The 23255-nt window shown below is 38.4% G+C and carries 17 protein-coding genes; 5 read left to right on the top strand and 12 right to left on the bottom strand.

Features of this window, described 5'->3' with window-relative positions:
* Positions 1-12: 12 nt before the first annotated feature.
* Positions 13-1083, bottom strand: a complete 1071-nt coding sequence (locus tag J0A69_RS03385) for a hypothetical protein (RefSeq protein WP_236032603.1) — start codon at positions 1081-1083, stop codon at positions 13-15.
* Between the two features lie 369 nt (positions 1084-1452).
* On the opposite strand from J0A69_RS03385, the gene J0A69_RS03380 reads away from it, so the two are divergent.
* Positions 1453-1887, top strand: coding sequence for a hypothetical protein (locus tag J0A69_RS03380; RefSeq protein ID WP_206585098.1), 435 nt, complete (start codon positions 1453-1455; stop codon positions 1885-1887).
* A 6-nt stretch (positions 1888-1893) separates the two neighbouring features.
* Positions 1894-2289, top strand: coding sequence for a hypothetical protein (locus J0A69_RS03375; RefSeq protein WP_206585097.1), 396 nt, complete (start codon positions 1894-1896; stop codon positions 2287-2289).
* A 72-nt stretch (positions 2290-2361) separates the two neighbouring features.
* On the opposite strand, the gene J0A69_RS03370 is transcribed toward J0A69_RS03375, so the two are convergent.
* The 5 genes from J0A69_RS03370 to J0A69_RS03350 form a co-directional block, all read right to left on the bottom strand.
* Complete coding sequence (locus J0A69_RS03370) at positions 2362-3975, bottom strand: arylsulfatase (RefSeq protein ID WP_206585096.1); 1614 nt, start codon at positions 3973-3975, stop codon at positions 2362-2364.
* Between the two features lie 34 nt (positions 3976-4009).
* Positions 4010-5038: an HAD family hydrolase gene (locus tag J0A69_RS03365; protein WP_206585095.1), complete on the bottom strand. Its 1029-nt coding sequence runs from the start codon at positions 5036-5038 to the stop codon at positions 4010-4012.
* A gap of 232 nt (positions 5039-5270) precedes the next feature.
* Positions 5271-6440: a helix-turn-helix domain-containing protein gene (locus J0A69_RS03360; protein ID WP_206585094.1), complete on the bottom strand. Its 1170-nt coding sequence runs from the start codon at positions 6438-6440 to the stop codon at positions 5271-5273.
* A gap of 82 nt (positions 6441-6522) precedes the next feature.
* Positions 6523-7314, bottom strand: coding sequence for a hypothetical protein (locus tag J0A69_RS03355; RefSeq protein ID WP_206585093.1), 792 nt, complete (start codon positions 7312-7314; stop codon positions 6523-6525).
* 187 nt (positions 7315-7501) lie between these two features.
* Positions 7502-9070, bottom strand: a complete 1569-nt coding sequence (locus J0A69_RS03350; protein WP_262897711.1) for an arylsulfatase — start codon at positions 9068-9070, stop codon at positions 7502-7504.
* Positions 9071-9445: 375 nt separating this feature from the next.
* Between J0A69_RS03350 and J0A69_RS03345 the strand changes: the two genes are divergently transcribed.
* Positions 9446-11884: a S9 family peptidase gene (locus tag J0A69_RS03345; RefSeq protein ID WP_206585092.1), complete on the top strand. Its 2439-nt coding sequence runs from the start codon at positions 9446-9448 to the stop codon at positions 11882-11884.
* Positions 11885-12011: 127 nt separating this feature from the next.
* Positions 12012-13901: a mucoidy inhibitor MuiA family protein gene (locus J0A69_RS03340; RefSeq protein ID WP_206585091.1), complete on the top strand. Its 1890-nt coding sequence runs from the start codon at positions 12012-12014 to the stop codon at positions 13899-13901.
* A 38-nt stretch (positions 13902-13939) separates the two neighbouring features.
* Here the strand turns inward: J0A69_RS03340 and J0A69_RS03335 are convergent, their stop codons facing one another.
* The 4 genes from J0A69_RS03335 to J0A69_RS03320 all read right to left on the bottom strand — a co-directional run bounded on the left by J0A69_RS03335 (position 13940) and on the right by J0A69_RS03320 (position 21557).
* On the bottom strand, positions 13940-15190 hold the full coding sequence (locus tag J0A69_RS03335; protein ID WP_206585090.1) for an alkaline phosphatase family protein: 1251 nt from the start codon (positions 15188-15190) through the stop codon (positions 13940-13942).
* A 62-nt stretch (positions 15191-15252) separates the two neighbouring features.
* Positions 15253-17043 (bottom strand): RagB/SusD family nutrient uptake outer membrane protein, encoded by a 1791-nt coding sequence (locus J0A69_RS03330; protein ID WP_206585089.1) that lies wholly within the window; start codon positions 17041-17043, stop codon positions 15253-15255.
* Positions 17044-17061: 18 nt separating this feature from the next.
* On the bottom strand, positions 17062-20295 hold the full coding sequence (locus J0A69_RS03325; RefSeq protein ID WP_206585088.1) for a SusC/RagA family TonB-linked outer membrane protein: 3234 nt from the start codon (positions 20293-20295) through the stop codon (positions 17062-17064).
* Between the two features lie 368 nt (positions 20296-20663).
* On the bottom strand, positions 20664-21557 hold the full coding sequence (locus J0A69_RS03320) for a metallophosphoesterase family protein (RefSeq protein ID WP_206585087.1): 894 nt from the start codon (positions 21555-21557) through the stop codon (positions 20664-20666).
* Between the two features lie 184 nt (positions 21558-21741).
* Between J0A69_RS03320 and J0A69_RS03315 the strand changes: the two genes are divergently transcribed.
* Positions 21742-22326, top strand: coding sequence for a TetR family transcriptional regulator (locus J0A69_RS03315; RefSeq protein ID WP_206585086.1), 585 nt, complete (start codon positions 21742-21744; stop codon positions 22324-22326).
* Here the strand turns inward: J0A69_RS03315 and J0A69_RS22815 are convergent.
* Positions 22305-22556 (bottom strand): CBU_0592 family membrane protein, encoded by a 252-nt coding sequence (locus tag J0A69_RS22815; RefSeq protein ID WP_449500904.1) that lies wholly within the window; start codon positions 22554-22556, stop codon positions 22305-22307. The genes J0A69_RS03315 and J0A69_RS22815 overlap by 22 nt on opposite strands.
* Before the next feature lie 43 nt (positions 22557-22599).
* Positions 22600-23154, bottom strand: a complete 555-nt coding sequence (locus tag J0A69_RS03310; RefSeq protein WP_206585085.1) for a hypothetical protein — start codon at positions 23152-23154, stop codon at positions 22600-22602.
* Between the last annotated feature and the right edge of the window lie 101 nt (positions 23155-23255).

Here is a 23255-nt window from a genome sequence, read left to right as displayed (position 1 = left end):
TTTTATTTGGCATCATTTCAATTTTTTGAATCCTGGGAATCTCCAATTAAGATTTAGTAAAAACTGGCTTCTCTTCCCAAATACACCCACTTCAGATCGGAGCATCCAATTTTTATTGAATTGATATTGAGCTCCCAAGATAATATTGAAAGGAGCTGCAACCTCTTTATCTAACAGGTAATCTATGTAACTATCTGAAGTTTCTATGCCTGAAGAAGCGTCTTCCAATTTTTGAATTATTTGTTTGGCTATCAATTTTTGAGCGGGTGGAAGTCCGTCCGCCCAATCGTTAAGAATCTGGATAACATTTCCTTCTCCAAATCCAGGGAAAATACTTGCAACTGAAATCGATCCCTGGGTATCATTTTGGATAATTTGGTAGAATACTCCTGTCCAAACAGAGAGGGATCTTTGGGGATGTGCAGCATCATAAATCGCATGACCAATCCTCAAACTACTGTTGAAAGCCGGAACCGGTTCTACCACTACCTCCACATCCGCAAAATTGTAATTGTTGTCCCAAGCTACCCAAATGGGTCCAAATGCGCCGGTAAGGGTAGCTCCTAATCCAAAACTATTTACCGAGAACTGTTGGTTTGTCTCAAACCCCACAGGTGAAAGCAAAGTCACATCCGTCTGAGTAGTGCCTCCACCGAAAATCCCATAGAGATTTAAAAAAGGCAAAACCCAAATATCAGGTCGAACAGTATAGGCATTGGTTGTGGCAATGGTAGGTCCGAACTTAATCAAACTGCTTACATCTACTTTTTCACTTCCATTGAACCCAATTAAGGTACGGGTGATTAATATTTCCTGTCTTTGGGTAAAATAAATCCCGCTGACGCCATAGGCGTATGGAAGATCATAGCCTCTTTTTGCAGCCCCCTTACCTAAAATTGGGAAGATGTAAGGGTAATCCATTTGTTTGATGCTATCGAAATAGGCATCATGTACTGGATTGAATATTTTCTGTGCTCCCTGACCAAAAAGGCTTGAAGATGAGCAAATCAAAACAAGAAATAAAATCAGTCTTTGTGAGCGTTGGTTCATCCTTACTGGCAAATCAAAAAATCCATTTTTCATATTTTCTTATTTTGAAAACTCTTTGAATAAAGTATTTAAATAAAAAACACCACTCACTAAAAATAGCTTTAGTATCAGGTAAATTCAAGATTTAGAGAATATTAATTCACTCTTAAAATGATGAAAATCAAAACTTTTGAGGAATTATGAGTTCCAAAAAATTTACAGTCTTATAAAAAGATAGGTCATATTTTATCCAGCACAATCCCAACAAAAAATCCGAATCGAACTCGATAATTTTTATCAATTTTTCTGGATAGTATTTCCGAAATTGGGTGGAATTTTACTTTGAAATAGCATCTTCTTTACATCGTTTTAACCTGCCTAGTTTCACACACATCGAAGAACTAGCTTTCATCTGCATGCTTTATGTTGAATCCCGAAAAAGAATCTCTTTTCCCAAAGAAGATCACAACGCTAATTTTAATAGTCTCATCAATATTTTTACATCAAGCACTTTGGGCCCAATCCGAAACAACTAAGCAAATTGGCTTTATCCCTGCCTCCATTGGTGAAGTTGACGTCGCATTTCCCCTCTTGGAAAAATGGAAAATATCTGGCCAAGTAGATGTTCAACTTGTCACACAGGGTGCTTACACCAATTCAAATCCCTATGCCTATGTTCAACGATTTGTAGTCAGACCATGGCTTATTTATTCAGGTTTCAAGCATATGAAATTCTATGTGGGTTATGCCAGAAATAAGAAATATGAGATTGAGGAGGCCGGCAATCCAGAGATTTTGGAAAGAAGACTAATTCTGATGGGAACCTACATGCAAATGATGCCCAGAGGTAGTTTGTAGGAACAAGTGCGTTTTGAAACAAAGTTTTTTGATGATAAAAATGGAATACCAAGAACAATCCCAAGATTAAGGGGAAGGTTTGGAGTGAACCATTATTTACCTCAAAAGGAGGATCCTATTTTCAAATCCCAAAACATCTCATATTACGCGGAGATCATGTTTAAATTTCCTTCGAAAGATTACGCAAAAAGCAGATTTGATATCTTGAGACAATCGGTTTACTATTCAGCAAGTCTCACTGAAAACCTGACGGTACTCACGGGAATTATCGCACAAATCCAATTAAGGACAAATGGGAATCAATTTGATGTCTATTATGGACCGACAGTAGCACTCAAGTGGAATTTCAAAGCTAAACTAAGGGAGACCTTTGATATGGTGAACAGTGGCGATGACCTTTAATCTTCAAGGAATAAAAAAAGGTAAGACTCGAAAGTTGAGTCTTACCCTTTTTAAACTTTAAGTATTTAGCTTTTAATTACTACCTCCAGTAGGTTGTTCCATCATTTTCATCGCTTTTTCAATTGTTGCTTTCATGTTCAGTGATTCTCCACCTTGACTTGGTGGATAATCAACCAATGATTTCAAATGAGCCTGAAGGAAAGGAACTGCTGCCGTAGGAGCCCAAAGCTTCTGAGCTACGAATTTTCTACCTGCATATCCCCACTCTTCAGAATCTGGAGTCATTTTCTCCATAGGATCCATTAAGAGATTGACGATATATGGTACACTTGGATAGGATTTCTCATCAAACCAACTTCCACCATGTTTAACTCCAATATGCATTTTCCAGGCATCTACTCTAATAGCCATCAAATCTGATTCATCGTAATAAAACATTTCTCTTCGGGCAGATTTATCTGTTTTTCCAGTCCAAAGATCCAAGTTATTATATCCATCCAAATGTGTTTTGAAGGTTCTGTCACCCATTTTCTTTCCTGAAAGTAACTCCTCTTTCAAATTTGGAAGGCCTGCAGCAGCTGCCAGTGTCACATATAAATCTTCATGACTTTGGATTCCATTGGAATAGGTACCTGCAGGAATTTTACCTGGCCATTTTACAAGCATAGGTACTCTTAGACCGCCTTCCCAAGTAGTTCCTTTTTCGCCTCTAAATGGAGCATAACCACCATCAGGCCAGTACATCAATTCATTTCCATTATCTGTGCTGTAGATTACAATTGTATTGTCTTCTTCACCCATGTCTTTGATCTTCTGAAGAATCTTGCCAATCAATTCATCATGCTCTATCATCTTAGCTCTAACCACATCCTCTTCAGCACGTCCTTCATCTACAGCAGCTTGAATGTATTTATTTGTGCTATGAGACCAAATATGAGTAGCAGTTGTGTTGTACCAGACAAAAAATGGCTTATCCTCTTTGCCTACTTTATCCAAGTATTTCAAAGTCTCATCTGTTACCTCCGAATCGATGGTTTCCATTCTCTTTCTTGTCAATGGTCCTGTATCGATAATTCGCTGCTTCCCTACTTTACCAAATTTTGGATCCACGGTAGGATCATCTGTGTCCGTCGCATAAGCATGCAAAACTCCTCTTGGACCAAATTTTTCCTTATAAGCAGGGTTTTTCTGACCTGGATAATCCAATTCTTCTGGTTCTTCCTCTGCATTTAGGTGATAAAGGTTTCCAAACCATTCATCAAACCCGTGCATAGTTGGTAAGAACTCATTTCTATCTCCCAAGTGATTTTTTCCAAATTGTGCTGTTGCATATCCTTGCGTCTTTAGCACTTGTGCCAAAGTAGGATCTACTGCCTGGATACCTTGCGTAGAACCAGGAATACCAATCGTAGTCATACCGGTTCTCACAGGCAGCTGTCCCATAATAAAAGCAGCTCTACCAGCTGTACAGCTAGGTTGTCCATAGTGATCGGTAAACAACATCCCGTCACGGGCGATGCCATCTATGTTTGGGGTTCGACCCATCATTCCGTGTGTATAGGCTCCCACATTCCAATAACCTATGTCATCTCCCCAAATCACTAAAATGTTGGGCTTCTTGTTTTGGCTGAATCCTATTAATCCCAAGCCTATTACAAGGGTTAAAGTGAGTAGTAATTTTTTCATTTTTAAAAATGTTAATTGATTTGTTTTAGTGTAATTATTGTTTGTCAAAAGGATAAATCACTTTCCAGTCTTTGGCCATATCCACAATGAGCCAGCCGTATTTTGAAGCATCATCCAGTCCTTTATTTAATCTTCCTATTGATGAATTTCTGTCATAAGCATATTCTCTCACAGAATCTGTATGATGGACATACATACCAAATCTCGGCCCTGATCCTGTAGAAGTATATTGAAGCATCTGGTAATCTCCATCACTGTTTCCGCCTGCGAAAACTGGTCTTTTGCCTATGTTTCTATGAATGCCTACAGGTTTTCCGCCTTTATCATCATTGAAGAAGAGTTCAGGAATTTTTATCAATTCTGGAGTAGCAGTGGAGTCAATATATGCCAAGCCAAAGAGGGAACCCACTACTTGGTAGGGTGGAATTCCATAAGCTTCTTCTGTCCAAGCTCTCATAAAATCTATCCCACCCCCTGAAACAATGAATGTTTTGAATTCATGAGCTCGGAGATATTCCAAAAGTTCCAGCATAGGCTGGAAGATCATCTCGTTGTAATGTTTTCCAGTCTTTGGATGAACTGCCGTTTTCATCCATTCTTTTACTCGCATGTCAAATTCATCAGTTCCCATATTGGCATGGGTATTCGCCATAAGCATAAACAGATTTTTCTCTTCTGACATGAACTTTTGAACATCACCATTTAAAAGGTCGCTGAAAGGAGGAGTGGTTTTCCACTCAGGATGCTCAGGCGCCATCCGCTTTATTTCATCCAAAGCAAAGGCCAACTGAAAATACATGGGTTGCTCGCTCCACAAAGTACCATCGTTATCAAAAACAGCAATTCTATCAGCCACAGGCACAAAATCGGGACTATTAGCGTCCACCGCTTTCTCTACAAAATCCATGATGGCAGACTTTGACTTACCTTCATTCCAGGAGAGGAGTTCAGGTTGGATTGATTTTTCAGATAGGACATCAGCTGTCTCTTCTTTAGGAGTACAAAAAGTCAGTAAGACAAAAGGAAGAGCTAAGAAAAAAATTGGTCTGGATAAATTTTTCATAGACAAAATCTTAATTGAGATTAAGTGATAGTAAAAAAGATGGCAATAGAATTTGCAAATTTTAAAAACTTCAATATTTAAAATTTACAAAATAATCAATAGATATTCTTATTTGAATGTGAACAAATCGTTAACAAGAAATAAAAATTTACTCACATTAGAGCCTATGATCCAATCCCTTTGCTAATTTCTAATGAATCTGTGCAAAAAATCAATAGGAGAATTCCTATTTCTATTCAGATTTATCTTTTAGATACTTGGAGGGAGATTTCCCCATTACTTTTTTGAATGCTGCAGAAAAAGAGTTTCGATTACTGAATCCAGATAGTTCCCCAATTGCTTCCAATGTATAGCTTTCTGCCTGATCTGAATCCAATAATTGACAGCAGTAAAGAATCCTTTCCTTATTAATAAAATCAGGAAATGAAACACCAAGATTTTGATTGATGTATTGACTTAAAAGATAATGTGGGATACCTGAATCCTTCGCGAGGTCATATATAGAGTATCCCTTTTTCAAAAAAACTTGTTCCTTAAGCTTTTGCTGCAATACTTGATCCAGCTCTATAGCTTTTTCTTCATCAATAATTGAAACCTTTGGTTGAGCTTTAGATTCTTCTAATTCTGGTTTTCCTGAAGTCAATTTTTTACCAGAAAAATCATATCCATACAAAATATTTGGGAAGTAAAGCAAAAACAATCCAGTAGATAAATCCTGAAGGGCTGCACCAAAATGTACAGCTTTAAACAACACGTCTCTATCTAAACTCTCTAAAGTGAGATAAAAAGGCAAAAACATGGTTAATTGGAAAAATAAATAAGTCTGTATCCAATGATAAACCTCTTTTTTATTGCCCAAACTGGGATTTGATTTTTTGAATTTCCAAACCAAGATCAAACCCAAAACCCAATAAAAATTGACTAGAATAGTTCGGAAAGGAGTATAAAATCCAGCTGGAAAAAACCTGCTTTGAGTGAAACTCACTACTAAATAGGGATCATTTACTTCTGTAAGTATCAAATCCAATTTTTCCGCTGAATTCATCATTAAGACCGGCCAATAATCCACTGTGTAGAGTAGAGCAGGTAGCAAATGAATCAAGTGCCAATACTTAAACCGTGTTTCAAATAAGGTATATTGGATATATAAAAAGGGTAAAAAAGCATAAATCAAACCTGCTAAATTACCTGTTCTGTAAATGATGGGAAAATGAACAATCAAGCCAGTATCGATAAGGCCTGCTAAAAGAATCCCATGGGACAAAAACAAAAAACTCAAACCCATTAAAATATTGGTCGTTTTGTTTTTGATCCCGTAAGTGAGTAAAACCAAGCCCAAAAGATATCCTAAAGAGCAGGAAAAGACATATACAAAATTGTAAAAATTAAGATCTAGCTTCATTTCTGCGCTATGATAATTTTCTTTTTAGGGGGGAATACTTAATGTGAGTAAATAAAAGAAATTTTTGAAAAGGGTTAGTGTATTACTTTGGAAATAAGAATACTACGACTGCTCTCCAGCCCCAGTCTCCTTTCCCTCCTGTGGGAGCAGCTAAATTCAATCTTGGACCTATCGCAAATTGAGTTTTTTGGTTACCGATGCTTGTCACCGCAGATAGTGTAGGATTCAACCAAATGGTCGTGGTGGAAGCTTTCCAATTTTGAGTCCATTCCATATTAGCTCCTAAACCTGCTCCGGATTTCCAGTTGTATGTGACGAAAGGTTGAACAAATAACTGACTGACATCCGCTCTCTCTTCTGCACCAGCCACAGACCAGATCTGATTGACCAAACCTCCAACAGTCCATCCATTCATCTGCTTCAGAGCTACGGCTGTAGGACCCATTCCAAATTTCTTGGTTGTTAAAAAATCATTGGTACCCACCGGTAACAGCAAAGCCGGACCGACACCCCAGGTTAATTTCTCGGAATTAGCGGGCGAAAAAAATGCTGACATGACTGCGTCTCCCAAACCAGCTTGCTTCTCACCAGGAGCTGTAATATTATACTGTGTTATTACTGGCAAAACAATCCTAGTAATCATATTCCAATCCTTTGAAATTGAAACAGGTACTACTGGCTGAATATTCATGGTGTTTCTAGATCCATTGAATTCCCCGATACCGTAATCCGTGTTGTTCTGGAAAGGCACAGAAATCAAAGATGCGATAGGATTGGCCAGTTTCTTTGCTAGCTCGGCAGCATCATCTTGTGCCTTTGAATTAATGATAAAAGCAAAAAACAACAGGCTGCTTAAAGTAAAAATCTTTTTCATTTTATGATGTTTTATTCCTATTAAAGATAGATTATTCCAAGGAAATTGAAATCAATAAGAAATTAAAATCAGAATAAGTTTTCTGTTTTATCAGATCAAAAAATACATTTTGATTGAAGTATTGTTGTAGAACCTTAAAAATAAAGATGGGGACAAAAGGTCCCCATCTTCAAAATTTCAAGAATTATTAATTTCCTTCCTGCCCAGCAGTCAAGGATTGTAAAACTGCATCTAGATTAAAGGAATCAGGTTTTTGCCTTGGAGGAAACTCTACAAAAGTCTTTACCATCTCTCCGGCAATACCTTGAGATGCACCTCCAGCAAACTGAATTATCCCTTCCATCCATTCATAGTAGCTATTGGAATTGTGTTGTGCTCGCTCAAATGGATCCATTTTAAGATCAAATATTAATGGGATCCTCAATTGAACAAATGGATACATCCAAACACCGAATTTATCTGCCTGCTGTTCCATGAATACCAATTTCCAACGATCATACCTCATGGCAACCAATTGACCATCATCATTCCAATAATAGAATTCTCTTCTTGGAAAATTAGTAGCTCCATATTGATCCTTCGTCACAGTTTTTTCACCAGTAAGAAAAGGGAGAATATTATATCCATCTAAATGAACTTTATAAGTCATGTCTCCGACTTTATGTCCATTTAATAATTTCTCTTTGATGTTTGGTTCACCAACTGCTGCCATCAAAGTTGGAAGCCAGTCATTACCTGCTACCACCTCATTAATTACTGTACCTGGCTTAATTTTACCTGGCCATTTGATAATCATAGGCACGCGATATCCACCTTCCCAGTTGGTATTTTTTTCCCCTCTAAATGGAGTGATTCCGCCATCAGGCCACATATTAAAATGCGGTCCATTATCAGTTGTGTAAAGGATAATAGTATTGTCATCAACCCCCAAAGCTTCCAGTTTATTCAATAATTGGCCAATTTGATCATCGTGTTGGACCATACCATCTGCATATTCTCCAAGTCCGGTTCTTCCTGAATAACTTTCTGGAACGTGTGTCACATAGTGCATTCTGGTGGTATTAAACCAAACAAAGAATGGTTTATCATCTTTCACTTGTCTTTCAATAAAGTCTTCCGTAGCATTCAAAACTTCTTGATCGATCGTTTCCATACGTTTTTTAGTCAATGGTCCCGTATCTTCAATTTTTCCATCGGCCGTACTTCTAATTACTCCCCTTGGCCCATACTTTTCTTTAAAAGCCGGATTTTTTGGATAATAAGGATTCTCTGGAGTTTCTTCAGCATTTAGATGATATAGGTTTCCAAAGAACTCATCAAAACCATGGTTGGTTGGCAAAAACTCATCCTTGTCTCCCAAATGGTTTTTACCAAATTGTCCTGTGGCATATCCCATTGGTTTCAAAAGCTCCGCAAGTGTTGGATCTTCTTTTTGGATTCCTACTGCAGCTCCTGGAATACCTACTTTCGTCAGGCCAGTTCTGACAGGCATTTGTCCTGTAATAAAGGCTGCCCTTCCGGCGGTACAAGATTGTTCTGCATAATAATCCGTAAAAATAGCTCCTTCGGCAGCTATACGGTCAATGTTGGGAGTTTTATATCCCATCATACCTCTGTTATTATAGCTCAAATTCCAATATCCAATATCATCTCCCATGATGACTAAAATATTGGGCTTTTCTTGAGCCCAAGACGCACCAGCACTCAGCAAGAAAAGACACAGGGTCCATTTAAAAATAGATTCTAACTTCTTCATTTATTAAATTAGTTAAGTGGATTTTAAGACTAATTTTTTCTTAAACTCTTTTTTAAAATTAAAATAAATTTTGACAATCTATTCTTATAATAATTCTACTTTGATGAATTGGGATATCTAATGATCAAAAAGTATAGAAATTTAACAAGAAGTTAATCCAGTTTATAATTCAAAAAATATTGGCTAGGGTTTTTTAATTAATGAAATAGTAGGTTATTCCATTTCTCTATATTTCTGCTCTAGATAAGACCTTAATTCAATTTAATCCTTCCAAAATCAGCTATTAAACCCAGTTACATACCATTGATCTCATTTTTAAAGCCAAAATTGAGAGAAAGGGGTTAATTTGTTTACAGAAAATTAAACCCTACCGTCATGATCAAAAAATTTACACCCCATTTGATTCTAGCCCTGCTAGTTTGCTTAGGAGTCATTGACTCTCAGGCACAAACAGGCTATCAAAAGCCAGCTAAGTCCATTTTGGATTTGGTAAATGCACCAAGTACTCCTTCGGTAAACTTCAGTAAAAATGGCGACTGGATGTTGCTTTTGGAAAGAGCAGATAATCCAAGCATAGAGGATCTATCCCAACCTGAATTAAGAATTGCAGGTTTGCGGATTAATCCTGCTACATCTGGCCCAAGTCGCGGTCGAGGTGTGGAAAACATCAAAGTGAAAATGACCCAAAGCGGAGAGGAAAAGCAAATCACCGGTTTGCCGTCAAAACCAAACATGGGGGATTTTTCTATGTCCCATGATGAAAAATACCTTTCATTTACACAGACAGAAGCAAATGGTATCAGCCTTTGGGTAGTAGATTTGACTACACTCGAAGCTAAAAAACTGACAGATGCCATCATCAACGATGTCTATGGAAATTCCATTCTTTGGACTCCCGAAAATCAATTATTGGTAAAAGCTGCAAATCCTTCTAGAGGTAGCATCCCTCAAAGGCCAAGTGCTCCAGCAGGTCCGATTATTCAGGAAACTTCCGGAGATGCAGCTCCTAGCAGAACATATCAGGATTTATTGGCAGATCCTTATGATGAGGCACTTTTTGCTTACTTCATGGATTCTCAGCTTATGCTCATAAACTTGGACGGAAGCAAGAAACCAATCGGTCCAAGTGGAATGATTAAAGGAATGGATCTTTCTCCCGATGGTTCATATATCATGGTAGATTTGATCAAAAAACCATTTTCTTATTTAGTTCCAGCTTCTAGATTTCCTTATGATGTGGAAATCTGGTCTAAGGATGGCAAAAAAGTAAAGACTTTGGCAGAAATTCCATTGGATGAAAATCGTCCTACCGGGTTTGATGCTACTGTAACTGGTCCCAGAAGTATCAGCTGGAGAGCAGATAAACCAGCAACTTTGTATTGGGTAGAGGCGCAGGATGGCGGAGATGCCCGAGTAGAAATCAAAGAAAGGGATGTAGTATTTACGCTAGATGCTCCTTTTACAGCACAAAAGAAAAAGTTAACCTCCACTCCTTATAGATATGGAGGAATTGCCTGGTCAGATGATTCGTTCGCTATCCTAAATGAACGCTGGTCTCAATCCAGAAAAGAAGTACGATCTGTGATCAATCCATCTGATCCTTCTCAACCAAAAAAAGTAATCATCGAAAGATCATCGGATGATTTATACAATGATCCAGGAGATCCACTTTACACAGAAAATGAATTTGGAAGAAATGTATTGATGAGAAAAGGTGATTTGGTATTTATGACCAGTCAAGGCGGTTCTCCAGAAGGTAATATGCCTTTCCTTTCAACTTTCAATACCAAAACAAAGGAGCAGGAAATCCTTTGGAGATCACAGGCTCCTTACTACGAGCGGGTTGTAAAAGTTCTAGATGAAAACGGTACAGAATTCATCACTTTGAAAGAAAGTACCGATATCCAACCAAATTATTGGTTAGTAAATACCAAAAAGAGAATTGCTCCTCTACAAGTAACCAATTTTGCGCATCCTTATGAGTCAATTAAAGGAATCCAAAAACAATTGGTGACCTATAAAAGAAATGACGGATTGAATCTTTCAGCTGTGATCTATACTCCGGCTGGATATGATGCTGCTAAAGATGGTCCTCTTCCGGTTTTGATGTGGGCCTATCCAAGAGAATACAAGTCTAAGGAAGTTGCTGCTCAGGTAAGAGGTTCAAAATATGCCTTTACAAGATTGAGCTGGGGTTCTCCGATCTATTGGGTAACCCGCGGATATGCGATCATGGACCAAACGGAAATGCCAATTGTCGGCGAAGGTGACAAAGAGCCAAACGATTATTTCATTGAGCAATTGGTTGCCAATGCCGAAGCAGCCATCGATCATATTGTGGAATTGGGAATCGGGGATCGAGATCGAATTGCCGTTGGGGGTCACTCTTATGGAGCTTTTATGACTGCTAATTTACTTTCGCATACCAACTTGTTTGCAGCAGGAATTGCAAGAAGTGGTGCTTACAATAGAACGCTAACTCCTTTCGGTTTCCAATATGAGCAAAGAACTTATTGGGAAGCTCCAGACGTATATTTCAACATGTCTCCATTCTCTTTTGCACATAAAGTAGAGACTCCGATTTTGCTGATCCATGGACAGGCAGATAATAACTCCGGAACATTCCCAATCCAATCTGAGCGTTATTATAATGCACTGAAAGGTCATGGAGCTACTGCGAGATTGGTTTTCCTACCAAACGAAAGTCATGGATATGCCGCTGAGGAATCTATTTTGCACACCCTTTGGGAAATGGATACTTGGTTGGAGAAATACGTGAAGAACAAAAACGAGATTAAGAAGGAAACCGAATAGGAAAACTTTCCTTTACTAAACCCTCTTCGAATTAATTTTTGGAGAGGGTTTTTTGTTTTAATTGTTGCCAAATCCTAGATTTTTCCGTTGATTACTAAAATATTCTTTTAATCTAACCTCCGGATTTATGAAGCAAATGTTTCTACTTTCATCGTTATTGATTCTGTTTATTTTCAAGATTTCGGCTCAGGAACTCAAGGAAACAAAGTTCACTTCGAAAATTGAAGAAGTCACAGTTTTCCTAAAGGGAGCCCAAATTTTTGAAACTTCTGCCGGACAGATTCCAGCCGGAGAATCCTTTATTGTCATCAAAGGGCTGTCACCCTATGTCGATGAAAAAAGCATCCAAGTCAAAGGGAAAGGCAATTTTGTGATCCAAGCTGTCAATAAGCGGATAGATTACTTATCTGGTCAAAAAGTCAACGAGGAAATAAAGTCCTTGGAAGATCAAATCAAGAAAATCGATCAAAATCAGGAGGAGACAACTATTCGTCTAGATGTGCTCGCGCAACAGGAAAACTTACTTTCGGCAAATAAATCCATCGGGGGAAGTCAGAATGGGTTGAACATGACCCAGCTGAAGCAGGCGATGGATTTTTACGAAAGCGAACTCACCAAAATCAAATCTGAGTTAAAAAAACTTCAGACCAAGCTAAATGAAGGGAATCTTGAAAAGAATAAACTGATCAATCAGATCCGTATTCTTCAGGAATCTGGAAATAAATCCACTTCTGAAATTAGAATCCGAGTGAAAGCAGATGTGGCAGGTCCGGCAAGTTTTGAATTGAACTACTTGGTCGCAAATGCCGGCTGGTATCCTAAATACGATGTGAGAGTGAGTGATATCAATTCTCCACTTCAACTAAACTACAAAGCCGAAGTCAACCAAAATACAGGTGTTGATTGGAATAATGTCAAACTTCGTTTTTCAAATGGAAATCCCAATGAAAGTGGACAAGTGCCTACTTTGGACAAATGGGAATTGAATTTTGCCAGACTCACTACTTATTCTCAAAAGCGAACGACTTTTACCAGCGTTTCTGGAAGAGTATTTGGAGAAGATGGAGAGCCTCTACCTGGTACAACTGTCTTGGTAAAAGGCACAACAATCGGAACCGCTACCGATGTGGAGGGTTTTTATTCATTAAGCTTACCTCAGTCGGCTTCGTCTTTGGTCTTTTCATTTATTGGATATTCATCTAGAGAAGTACCCATTACATCTTCTTCTATCAACGTGACTTTATTTCCAAACTCCCAAATGCTAAATGAAGTAACTGTTACTGGGTATAGTAGTTCCAATAAAAGAGCATTAAATAATTCAATAAGGATACGTGGCAGTTCTACCTTAAATGAAACTGTAGATGAAATCGCAATGGCTCCATCCATTCAAACAATTGTTCAAGAGAATCAGACCACTGTGGAAATAGAAGTAGCCGAGCCCTATACCATTAAATCTAATGGTGAAAAAACTATGGTTGATTTAAAAGCATACGATATCCCTGCCAATTACCTCTATTCTGCGATTCCTAAAATTGACAACGATGTATTTTTAGTAGCTGAAATCAATGACTGGAACCAATACAGTTTACTGGAAGGGGAGAGCAATTTGTATTTTGAGGATGGCTTTGTAGGTAGATCAGTTTTAAATGCTTCCAGCCTTCAGGACACTTTACAAATCTCAATGGGCAGAGACAGAAGCATCGTGGTGCAACGAGAAAAGAATGAGGAATTCTCAAAGAAAAGGAGCATTGGCTCCAATATCACAGAAACCAGAGAGTATAAAATCACTGTTCGCAATAACAAATCACAGGCTGTAGCCATCCAAGTGGAAGATCAGATTCCTGTTTCCGTCAACTCTGAAATCACTGTGGAAGCTTTGGAACTGTCTGGTGGAAAAATCGATCCTCAAACAGGAAAAGTAAGTTGGATCATTGATGTGCCAGCGGGCTCCCAAAAAGAATTGAAATTACAGTATGAAGTGAAATACCCGAAAAGAGAGAAAGTGATCCTAGACTAAAAAAAGGGGCTCAGAATTTAATCTGAGCCCCTTTTTAATTATTCTTTTGCAAGAATCCAGTAATTCAAAAATCCTGATGGTGTTTCTAAAATAACTTTCAAGAAACTGGAATCTTGAGATGCCAAATCAAACGTCGCTGATCCTCTGTCTAGCTCTACTTCGCCCAATTCTTCGTATTGATCTTTTCCCCCGGTTTTGAAGTCATTCGTATAACTGAACCAAACTTTCCCCTTTTCTCCGTTCGACAATGAATTCCAGCTTAAACTTAAGGTGTTGTCCTCCAATGTTGCTTTGAAATTACTGGCAGAAACATCTCCAATGAAAGGAGTTCCATCCAATTCCATAGCCTGATCTCTTGAAATATCCAAGCCCATAAAATTGGCAATAGATGGAAGGATATCTACTGTCTGACCTAATTCCTGAAAATGGGAGTTTTTGTTTTTTGCATTTGTCGCAATCCAAATACTACGTTCGCGGTCGCTTTGACCACCATGTCCATGGCCATCATCCTCTCTACCGTGGTCAGTGGTTATTACAAGCAGCCAGTCTTCCTGAAAATTGGCTTCTCTTTCTTTTATTGCATCCCAAACTCTTCCAATCTGAATATCCGCCTTTTTCACAGCATCTACGAATTGCGGACTATTACCATATCTGTGTGACATGTCATCTGTAAACTCCAGGTACATCCAGGACAAATCAGGAGCGTTTTCAGAAATTGTTTTTGCCGCTGTTTTAGACACTTCCTCATCAATCAAATGAATATAGGTTCTCTCATCATCATGAGGATAGTTCACCGTATCCAGTTCCAAGCCATCAAAATGTGTATCGATTTTCAGGTTGCCTGTCTGTGGAAGCCCATCCCCAACAAGTTTGGTTCGATTGTCCAACCAAGTTGAAAAAATAGCTGTCTTACCATCCGGAAATTGGTCTTTAAATAATCGAAAAACTGTTGAATAATTGTAATTCGGATCTTTGATTCCGTTCCCCCATACATTGTGCTTATTTGCCCAGACTCCTGTGAGAACGGAATTATATCCAACTGCGGAAATGGTAGGAGTTTGACTATATCCATCCTTTTCTCCTCCCATCGTTGCCTTCATGATTCCACCTTCGGAAATGATTTTGTCCAGATTTGGAGTTTCTACGGAATCAATCACATCGTAGGGTATCCCATCTACAATTACAAAAAGTACTTTTTTTGACTTTAGCTCCTTCTCTTGCTGTTTTTCAGAAGTACAAGATTGGAGTGCGACAAGTAGAATACTTGCTGCTAGAAGAAATTTTTTCATTTGCTAAGAATAAACAAGAGAGCCCGATTTTAGCCGGGCTCTGAAATTCAAGATTTATTTTTTTATTCCCAACCGAATATTTGTTTCAGGTTTGGATTGAGGGTTACCTGCTGGATAGGAACAGGTCTGTAATAGTATTTTGGCTCGACAAAGTTTCTTGCTTTGGTCTCAGTCACCATATTGCCACCGTTTTCACCATTGGATAAAAAGACATCCACATTTTCGTCGATGGTTCCAGCTTTGTAGTAAATCAAAGCTACACCAAGGCTGTTTTTCTCTTTCTCGTCTCCAACAGGAATAGAGCTATCCTTATTTACAAGAATAATATCCTCGATACCATCGCCTGTCATATCATATTTCCCAAGACCTGAAAAATACATACCCTGTGGGATAATCTCTAATAATTTTCCTGCATTCCATCGCATTAAGTCATCGTAACGATACCCCTCTAATGCCATTTCTACTCTTCTTTCTCTTCGAATCTCCAAAAGCACGCCTTGGTTGGCTCCAGAAATCATTGGGTATTTTGAAGCTAAAAATGGATCTGGATTTCCATTCGCAGCGGCAAGTTCCAAAATCGGCATTCCAGCTCTTTCTCTGAGTAGGTTCACAGACATATCCAGATCTCCTTGGGTAATTTCATTCAATTCCGCTTTGGCTTCCGCATAAGTCAACAAAACTTCTGCAAATCTATAAACCGGGAAATCATCACTGGAAACCTCCACATTATTGGTGCTATTGACATAACCTTTTAATTGATGATAGCCTGTAAAGTTCTTGCTCAATGTCTGAATGTAAGGATTAGTGTCTGGCTGTCTCACCCAACCCGGATAAACCACAGTTTGGCTTAGTCTTGGGTCTCTGTTTTGGAATTCATCTATAAAACCCATTTTATCATAACCTTCTAATTCAGTAAAACGCGAGCCATCACGCATCAAATAACTTAAAACCAGGTCTTTTGAGGGCGATTGCTCGTAGTCTCCAAAAATGCCAGTATTGTTATTTGAACCTCTATCCTTGCTAGAATCATAAATATTTGCAAGGATAACTTCTGGATTTCCCAACAAATTTTGGGCACCAAAAAGTGATGCATAATCCTTTTCTGGATTCCCAGAATTATAGATTGAATACAATCCGGAATTCATGATTTCAAGGGCGATACTTTTTGCCTGTTCCAGAAATTGATTCGCACTACTTTCTAGTCCTAACTCGGAATGGTATTTTCTGTAAGTTCCTTCATACAAGGCAACTCTTGCTGCAAAAGCTTTCACAGCCCAGACATTTGGAGTGCCTGTTGGGACGGATGTTCTGACATTTTCCATGGCAAATTCAAGATCTTCCATCACTTTTGACATGACCATTTCTCTTGGATCTCTGGCTTTGTACAAATCTTCATCACCTGGATTAAGAGTCTTTTCATACCAAGGCACATCAGAATATCTTTTGACTTTGTCAAAGTAAAACATCGCTCTGTAATACCTAGCCAGCCCAACATAATGTGCAATTCCTTCATCAGAACCAGTTGCTTTTGTATAGTTGTCTAGGAAATAATTAATGTTTCTTAGAGTTCCCCAACTCCAGCCACCCGTTACAGTCTGGGAACTTGGAGTACCTGTCATTATATTTTTGATTTCAATAGCCCCGGTAGTTGCAAGGTTATCACTGCTTTGGTCAGCAAGGTAGTTACCTGGTCCGGCCATGGTTAATAGGCCATTGACATACAATTCCAAGTCTTCCTCGGTTTTGAAAAACTCCTCTGGAGCTACCGAAGTTTGTGGATATTTATCCAGAAAATCATCGTTGCAGGAAGCTAAAACGAAAGCAGCGCTGATATATAAGATATATTTTTTCATGATCGTTTCTTTTCTTAATTACAGGTCTATGTTAACTCCGAATGCAAATTTTCTCTGGAAAGGATAAGCCCAAGCACTTCCAGAATTGATTGCCTCTGGATCCACATACCTTTTGATAGCGGAAAACTCATACAAGTTTTCACCTGTGACATACACTCTGACTTTGGTTACTTTTAGTTTTTCGGTCAACACCTGTGGAAAGCTATAACCCAGCGTGACGTTTTTCAGTCGTAGGTATGCTCCACTTAGTAAATACTTGGTTTGAGGAATATCCAAGCCAGAACCATAATTGGCATCAGCTAACCAAGATTGCAATACAGGATATTTTGAATCCAGATTTTGGTCTGCCAAACCTGCATCGATGTAGGCTTGAGAATGTTGAGCCATTAAATCTGCTCCATCCGCCTGTCCTCTATAAAAGTCCAGATTCCATGGGTAGACGTTTCCATATGGTTGTTGATATGGACCCCAGAATAAATAATAGCTTGGGTAATAATCTTTCTTGGCAACTCCTTGCATGAAGATAGATAAGTCAAATCCGCTCCAGCTCAGGTCAATGTTTGCCCCATATCTGTATCTGGCTGTTGTATTACCAATAAGTTTTAAATCCTTCGGATCGTCTTGAGTCTGACCTATTTCGATTTTACCGTCATTATTCAAGTCCACATATTTTGGCCAACCTGGAACAATATCCAATGCTCCCCAAGGAACAATGCTTGACTGATCCAACTTGGTAATTTCATCTTCGTTGGCAAAAAATCCATCGCTCTGCAGACCCCACATTTCACCTATTTCTTGTCCTACTCTCCAGTTGGAGAACAAGTTTTGCTCATTTTGAAACTTGGTGATCGTGGATCTAGAATCGGAAACAATCATTTTCACACCGAATTGTACTGGGTTTGAAGTACTACCTACTTGATCACGATAGCCGATAGAAAAGTCAAATCCTTTAGTTCTTAAATCAGCAGCATTTTGCTTTGGAGGTGCAGTACCCAATACGCCGGGAAGCTCGACAGGATCTGTCAACATTCCCTTGGTATCTCTAATGAAATAATCGAAAGTTCCGCTGATTCTGTCTCCCAAAAACCCGAAATCCAATCCTATATTGGTTGAAATTACCTCTTCCCAAGTGTAGAAGTTTGGATCCACTGCAAGAGAAGGCGCTGAACTGATGATGGTTTTCTTGCTACCACCGATTAAATAGCTGGAAAGATTTGTTGGCAAAGACTGGATGTAACCGAAGTTGGAAACGTTCTGATTTCCTAAACTTCCATAGGATGCCCTAACTTTAAAAGTGGAAATCGCACTCGTCAAAGGCTGGAAGAATCCTTCATCCATCATCAACCAAGAAGCAGACACCGATGGGAAAAAGCCCCAACGATTATCTTTCGGGAATCTTGAAGATCCATCATATCGCCCATTTACTTCAAGAATGTATTTTTCATTGAAGGTGTAGTTGATTCTTCCAAACAAACTTCTCAAGGCATATGCACTGTAGGAAGGCGTGATAAAAGAATCTCCGGTAGTCAAACCAATGTATGGAAGCGAAGAAGAAATCAAGACTCTTCTTTCTGCCTGAATGGTCGAATAATCGTAATCCTCCTGATTATATCCTGCTAGGATATTGAAATTATGCTTGCCAAAAGTTTTGGAATACTTGCCATAGAAATCAAGAATAGTAGTATTCAGAGAGCCATTTCTTTCTATTACCGAACCATCACCACCTTCAGTTCTGATATCTTCCGGACCAAAACCGATATTATATTTTTTTCTATCCCAGTGGTATTTCCATTGCTCTCTTTTGAAACTAGCCGTAGCATTGAAAGTCAAATCACCATTTAATAAACTGGCAGATGCTCCTAAGATATTCTGGAAACCAAACATGTTCTCCTGATTTTCTCCACCATCTACCAATCGAGCAGCCAATCTACCTGTTTCAGTATTTGCCCAAGTTCCATCAGGATTGACTGCAACGTCAATTGGTCTTAGGTTATAAACACTTGTAATATCGTTTGTTGGGTCTTCTCTTCTAGTCTGGTAAATATTCAAGTTGTTATCAATATTCAACCATTTCAAAGGCTTGGCAGTCACACGAGTTCTTAAGGAATATCGGTTCCAATAATCGTCAGCAAGCTTATTTAAGCCGTTTTCATTAGTATAGTCGCCGGACACATAGTATCCCATCGGCATTTTGCCACCGCTATTCCCACTGATAGATAATCTGTGGTTTGTTGAAAAACTGGATTTATTGAAAAAGTAATCGTACCAATCATAATTACCCATGTAAGCCCAACGATTCGGATTATTTGGGTCCAATCTAGTGTCTTCAATACTTGGGTCATTTGATCTTTCTTTGGCCCATTGATAATGTGCATCAGAGTAATTGACATAATCCCAAGGTGTATTGTTGGTAGAAATCTCCAAAACTCTGGAATGGATGTAAGGGTCAGTCACTGGTTTAGGGAGAACTGAGGGTCTTCCCCATGCAAAGTAATTGTTATAAGAAATCCTTTGATTTCCCTCTGCTCCCTTTTTGGTGGTAATCAAAATCACCCCAAAAGCAGCTCTGGCACCATAAATAGCAGCAGAAGCAGCATCTCTCAAAACAGAATAAGATTCGATATCTGAAGGATTCAATCTCAACAAATCACTGTTATTTCCAGCGATTCCATCAATGATGATCAATGGTCCGCCACCATTGATGGAAGTGAAACCTCTGATATTGATATCAGGAACAGATCCAGGTTTTCCTCCTTGATAGGTAATGTTCAATCCCGGGCTCATTCCTTGAAGACCTTGCATAACATTCGCTATAGGTCTATCCGCAATTTCTTCTCCAGCCAACTGATCCACAGCTCCAGTCACATTGACTTTTTTCTGGGTTCCATAGCCCACCACAACCACTTGCTCCAGTAAGGTGTCTTCCTCCTCAAAAGTCAAATCGATGACTGATTTTCCCTTTACAGTTTGTTCGATCGTTTTGTATCCAATAAACGAATACACCAATACAGCATCTTCATTGGAAGCAATGATCGCATAAGAACCATCCAAATCTGTGATGGTGCCATTTTGGGTTCCTTTTTCTAAAATAGAAACACCAGGAATACCAAGCCCCTCCTTGTCCGTTACTTTACCTCTGATCTGGGTTTGAGCAAGCGTCTCAAATGAGACTGAAAGGATTACTAAAACCAGAACACCAAGATTCCTCATAGAGGAAATCCTTTCCATGATTCTGTGTAAAAATTGTTCCATATAGCTTTGATTTAATTTTTAGCCATTCAATTAATCCTTTACCAAAACGGACTGAAAGGGTCTCGCTAAAGCAAAATATTTATTGAATATTCATTCAATATTAAATACTGTTTTTAATTAATCAAAACAATTAAAATTCATTTATACGGATGGTAATGAAAATTTAATACTGGAATACAAAATTTCACACTATAGAAATGATGTAATAACACAGATTTATTTATTGGATTTTTCTTATAAAATTTTGTTAAAAGAAGCTTGTTTCTTGAAAATTTTTGCAGAATTCGACTGTTTGAAGAACTACCTAAAAAGTAAAAAGCTACCCCTTTTGGAGTAGCTTCGAGACGGATTTAATAGCAAAAATATTTTTAGGCTAAGGGAAAATATTCATTCTCCACCCTTCCATCTTTGTATAATTTCAGGATTGCATACCCCGGAGGTGTCTCTAGATAATACTGTTTTCCAGCGGATTCTGAGTCACCCTCTCCCCACCAAAATCCACTGAGTGATCCATTGCAAAAATAATCTACCCCATTGTACCAGGTTCTGTCCAAAAGATGCTGATGTCCACTCAGACATACCCTGACTTTATCCTTATGTTGATAAAACAACTTTTTCAATTCCTTATGGTCACTGTGCTGTCCCCCAACCAAGGCATTCGTAATCGATGTAATCGGAAAATGAGACATAATCAGTGTTGGGGTATTTGGAGGTAGGTTCTCCAAATCATTTTTCAACCAGTTCATTTGCTCCTCACCTAGGCTAATCCCCTCGTGATTGCCATCCAAAATGATAAAATGCCAGTTTTTTTCATCAAAACTGTAATAGTTTGCAGGAATAGAAAGCCTTTTGACAACATAAGGTTTTCCATACATGGGATCTGTTTTGTCTTTTACATCCCACCAAGGATCATGATTACCGATGCAACTGTATATTTTCTTATCCTCAAGTTGTTCTTTTATTAAATCCCAAGCCTCCCATTGCTCCAAAACCCGATCTTTTGGAACATCATCATAGGAAGCATCATGAATACTGTCTCCGCCATTTAAGTAGAAGTCCGGCTCCTGTTTTTTTACTTCATTAAGCCAGGCTATGGCTCTTTGAGGTATCTCTTCTTCTGGACGGATATGGATATCAGTAATATGTGCTATTACCAATTCCGGTTTGTCTTTTGGTTCTTCGGGGCGGGTTTTAGCTGTCCCGGGAATTGTCACACCAGCAGATAAAAGGGCTGCACTTGTTAGAAACATCCTTCTCTTCATCACAGATTTACTTGTAATTTAGTCATTTGACACAATCCTAAACCAAACAAAAATTGAAATTTAGAATTGTCTTAGTTTCAATTTCATTTGAATAGGCGTTCAATATTATCTATTGATTTTTTGAATTCAAAAGAATTTGATTACTTTCAAACTCGATTTTACTGAAGAATAACATTAAAATAACATGAATCACCGGATCTCCACAGATAGAAAAAAAGAGATCATCCAAGGATTTTACGAGCTCTCTAAAGAGCATGGGCTGGAAAATACTTCCATCGCAAAAATCGGAAAGCACCTTGGTATGCCGCCTAGTTTGATCATGCATTATTTTCCTACAAAAGAGATACTTATCTCTAATCTGATTTCTTATATTCTTCAGCAATACCTGATGATTTATGAGCCAATCATTCAAGAATTGGAAGAAAAAAACTACACCGATCCGAAGACGTTTATTGATCGCTTATTTTCGAGGGATTGGAATCTTCTCTTTGATGATGGGGTGTTTTACAGTTGCTATAGTTTGATATTCAGAAATAAAGTAATCAGAAATGAATACCGAAAGCTGCATGAAAAATTGCGGGAATACTTAAAAGGGATTCTAGATCGGGATGGAAAACTAAACGGCAAGGATACGAGCTTGCTGGCAGAACAAATTTTTGTAGTAATCGAAGGAGCTTATTACTATCTGTCCATGATCGACGACGAGGAAACTTACCAGCAGAAACTTGAGGTTTTTAAGAATCAGGTTTATGACTTATTACGAAAGTAAAATTTCCAATACTTATATAATGCCATAATTGCTATCGCCCCCCAAACTCCATTCACCACCATATTGGCTGGGTCGGAAAAATGAATCGCATTGATCACCAAACAAATTGCTCCTCCCAGATTAAAAAAATGATACCTGGCTTGTTCTTGTTTCCAAATTCCCTTGGCCAACAAGAAATAAGAAAGAATGAACAAAAAAGCTCCTATCCAACCGATTATCTCATAAATCATAGTCTAAAGTAATAAGGCTTAGGAAATGAAAAAGGTAAACCCTTTAAAATCTCTTTTCAATTCCAATTCCCAATGAAGTCACATTGTAAGCATTTGCCCGAAAATCCTGTGTGAGGGAACCCAAGACCTCCCATCCATCTCTGATTTCTACGCCGTATTCTATCGCAAATCTTGTCACAAAATAAGACTCAGCGCCTTTTGCAAATTCTCCTCCGAATCCCAAACCAAAAGACCAGTGTTCACCTGGCTTAACTGTTCCGGTCAGAGCTGGGGCAATCGGCCTTTCTCTTTCTATCAATGTTCCTTCAGATTCGCTTTCTATAAAAAAGTTCTCGTTCAAAAAGTCAGTATGTAATCCCAATGCAAATTTTTCACTGAACCAATAATTATAATCCAATGCAAATGATGGAACCGTGGTAAACTGTTTTTCTCCGGCCTCATTTCTGCCTTGTCCTATTCTGGCATGTCCTAAAACAAATGCTAAACTGTTTTTTCCTTCTGTTTCTTCCGTTTCAGGTTCTTCCAATTCTTGACAAAAAGCAGAAGAAAAAGTCAAAAGAAAAACGAGCAAAAAACTAAAAATGGAAAGTTTTTTCATAGCTAAAAACGATATTTAGTTTACAATTTAAGATGAATCAGGAAACAAAAAAACAGGGAATTTCCCTGTTTAAGTAATTTGAAAAGATTCATTCTTTCTTT

Origin of the sequence: Algoriphagus pacificus (genome assembly GCF_017254845.1) — a bacterium.
In the GTDB taxonomy this organism is placed as follows: domain Bacteria; phylum Bacteroidota; class Bacteroidia; order Cytophagales; family Cyclobacteriaceae; genus Algoriphagus; species Algoriphagus pacificus.
Note: the sequence above shows the minus strand (reverse complement) of the source record. Positions and strands in the feature narration are given on the sequence as shown.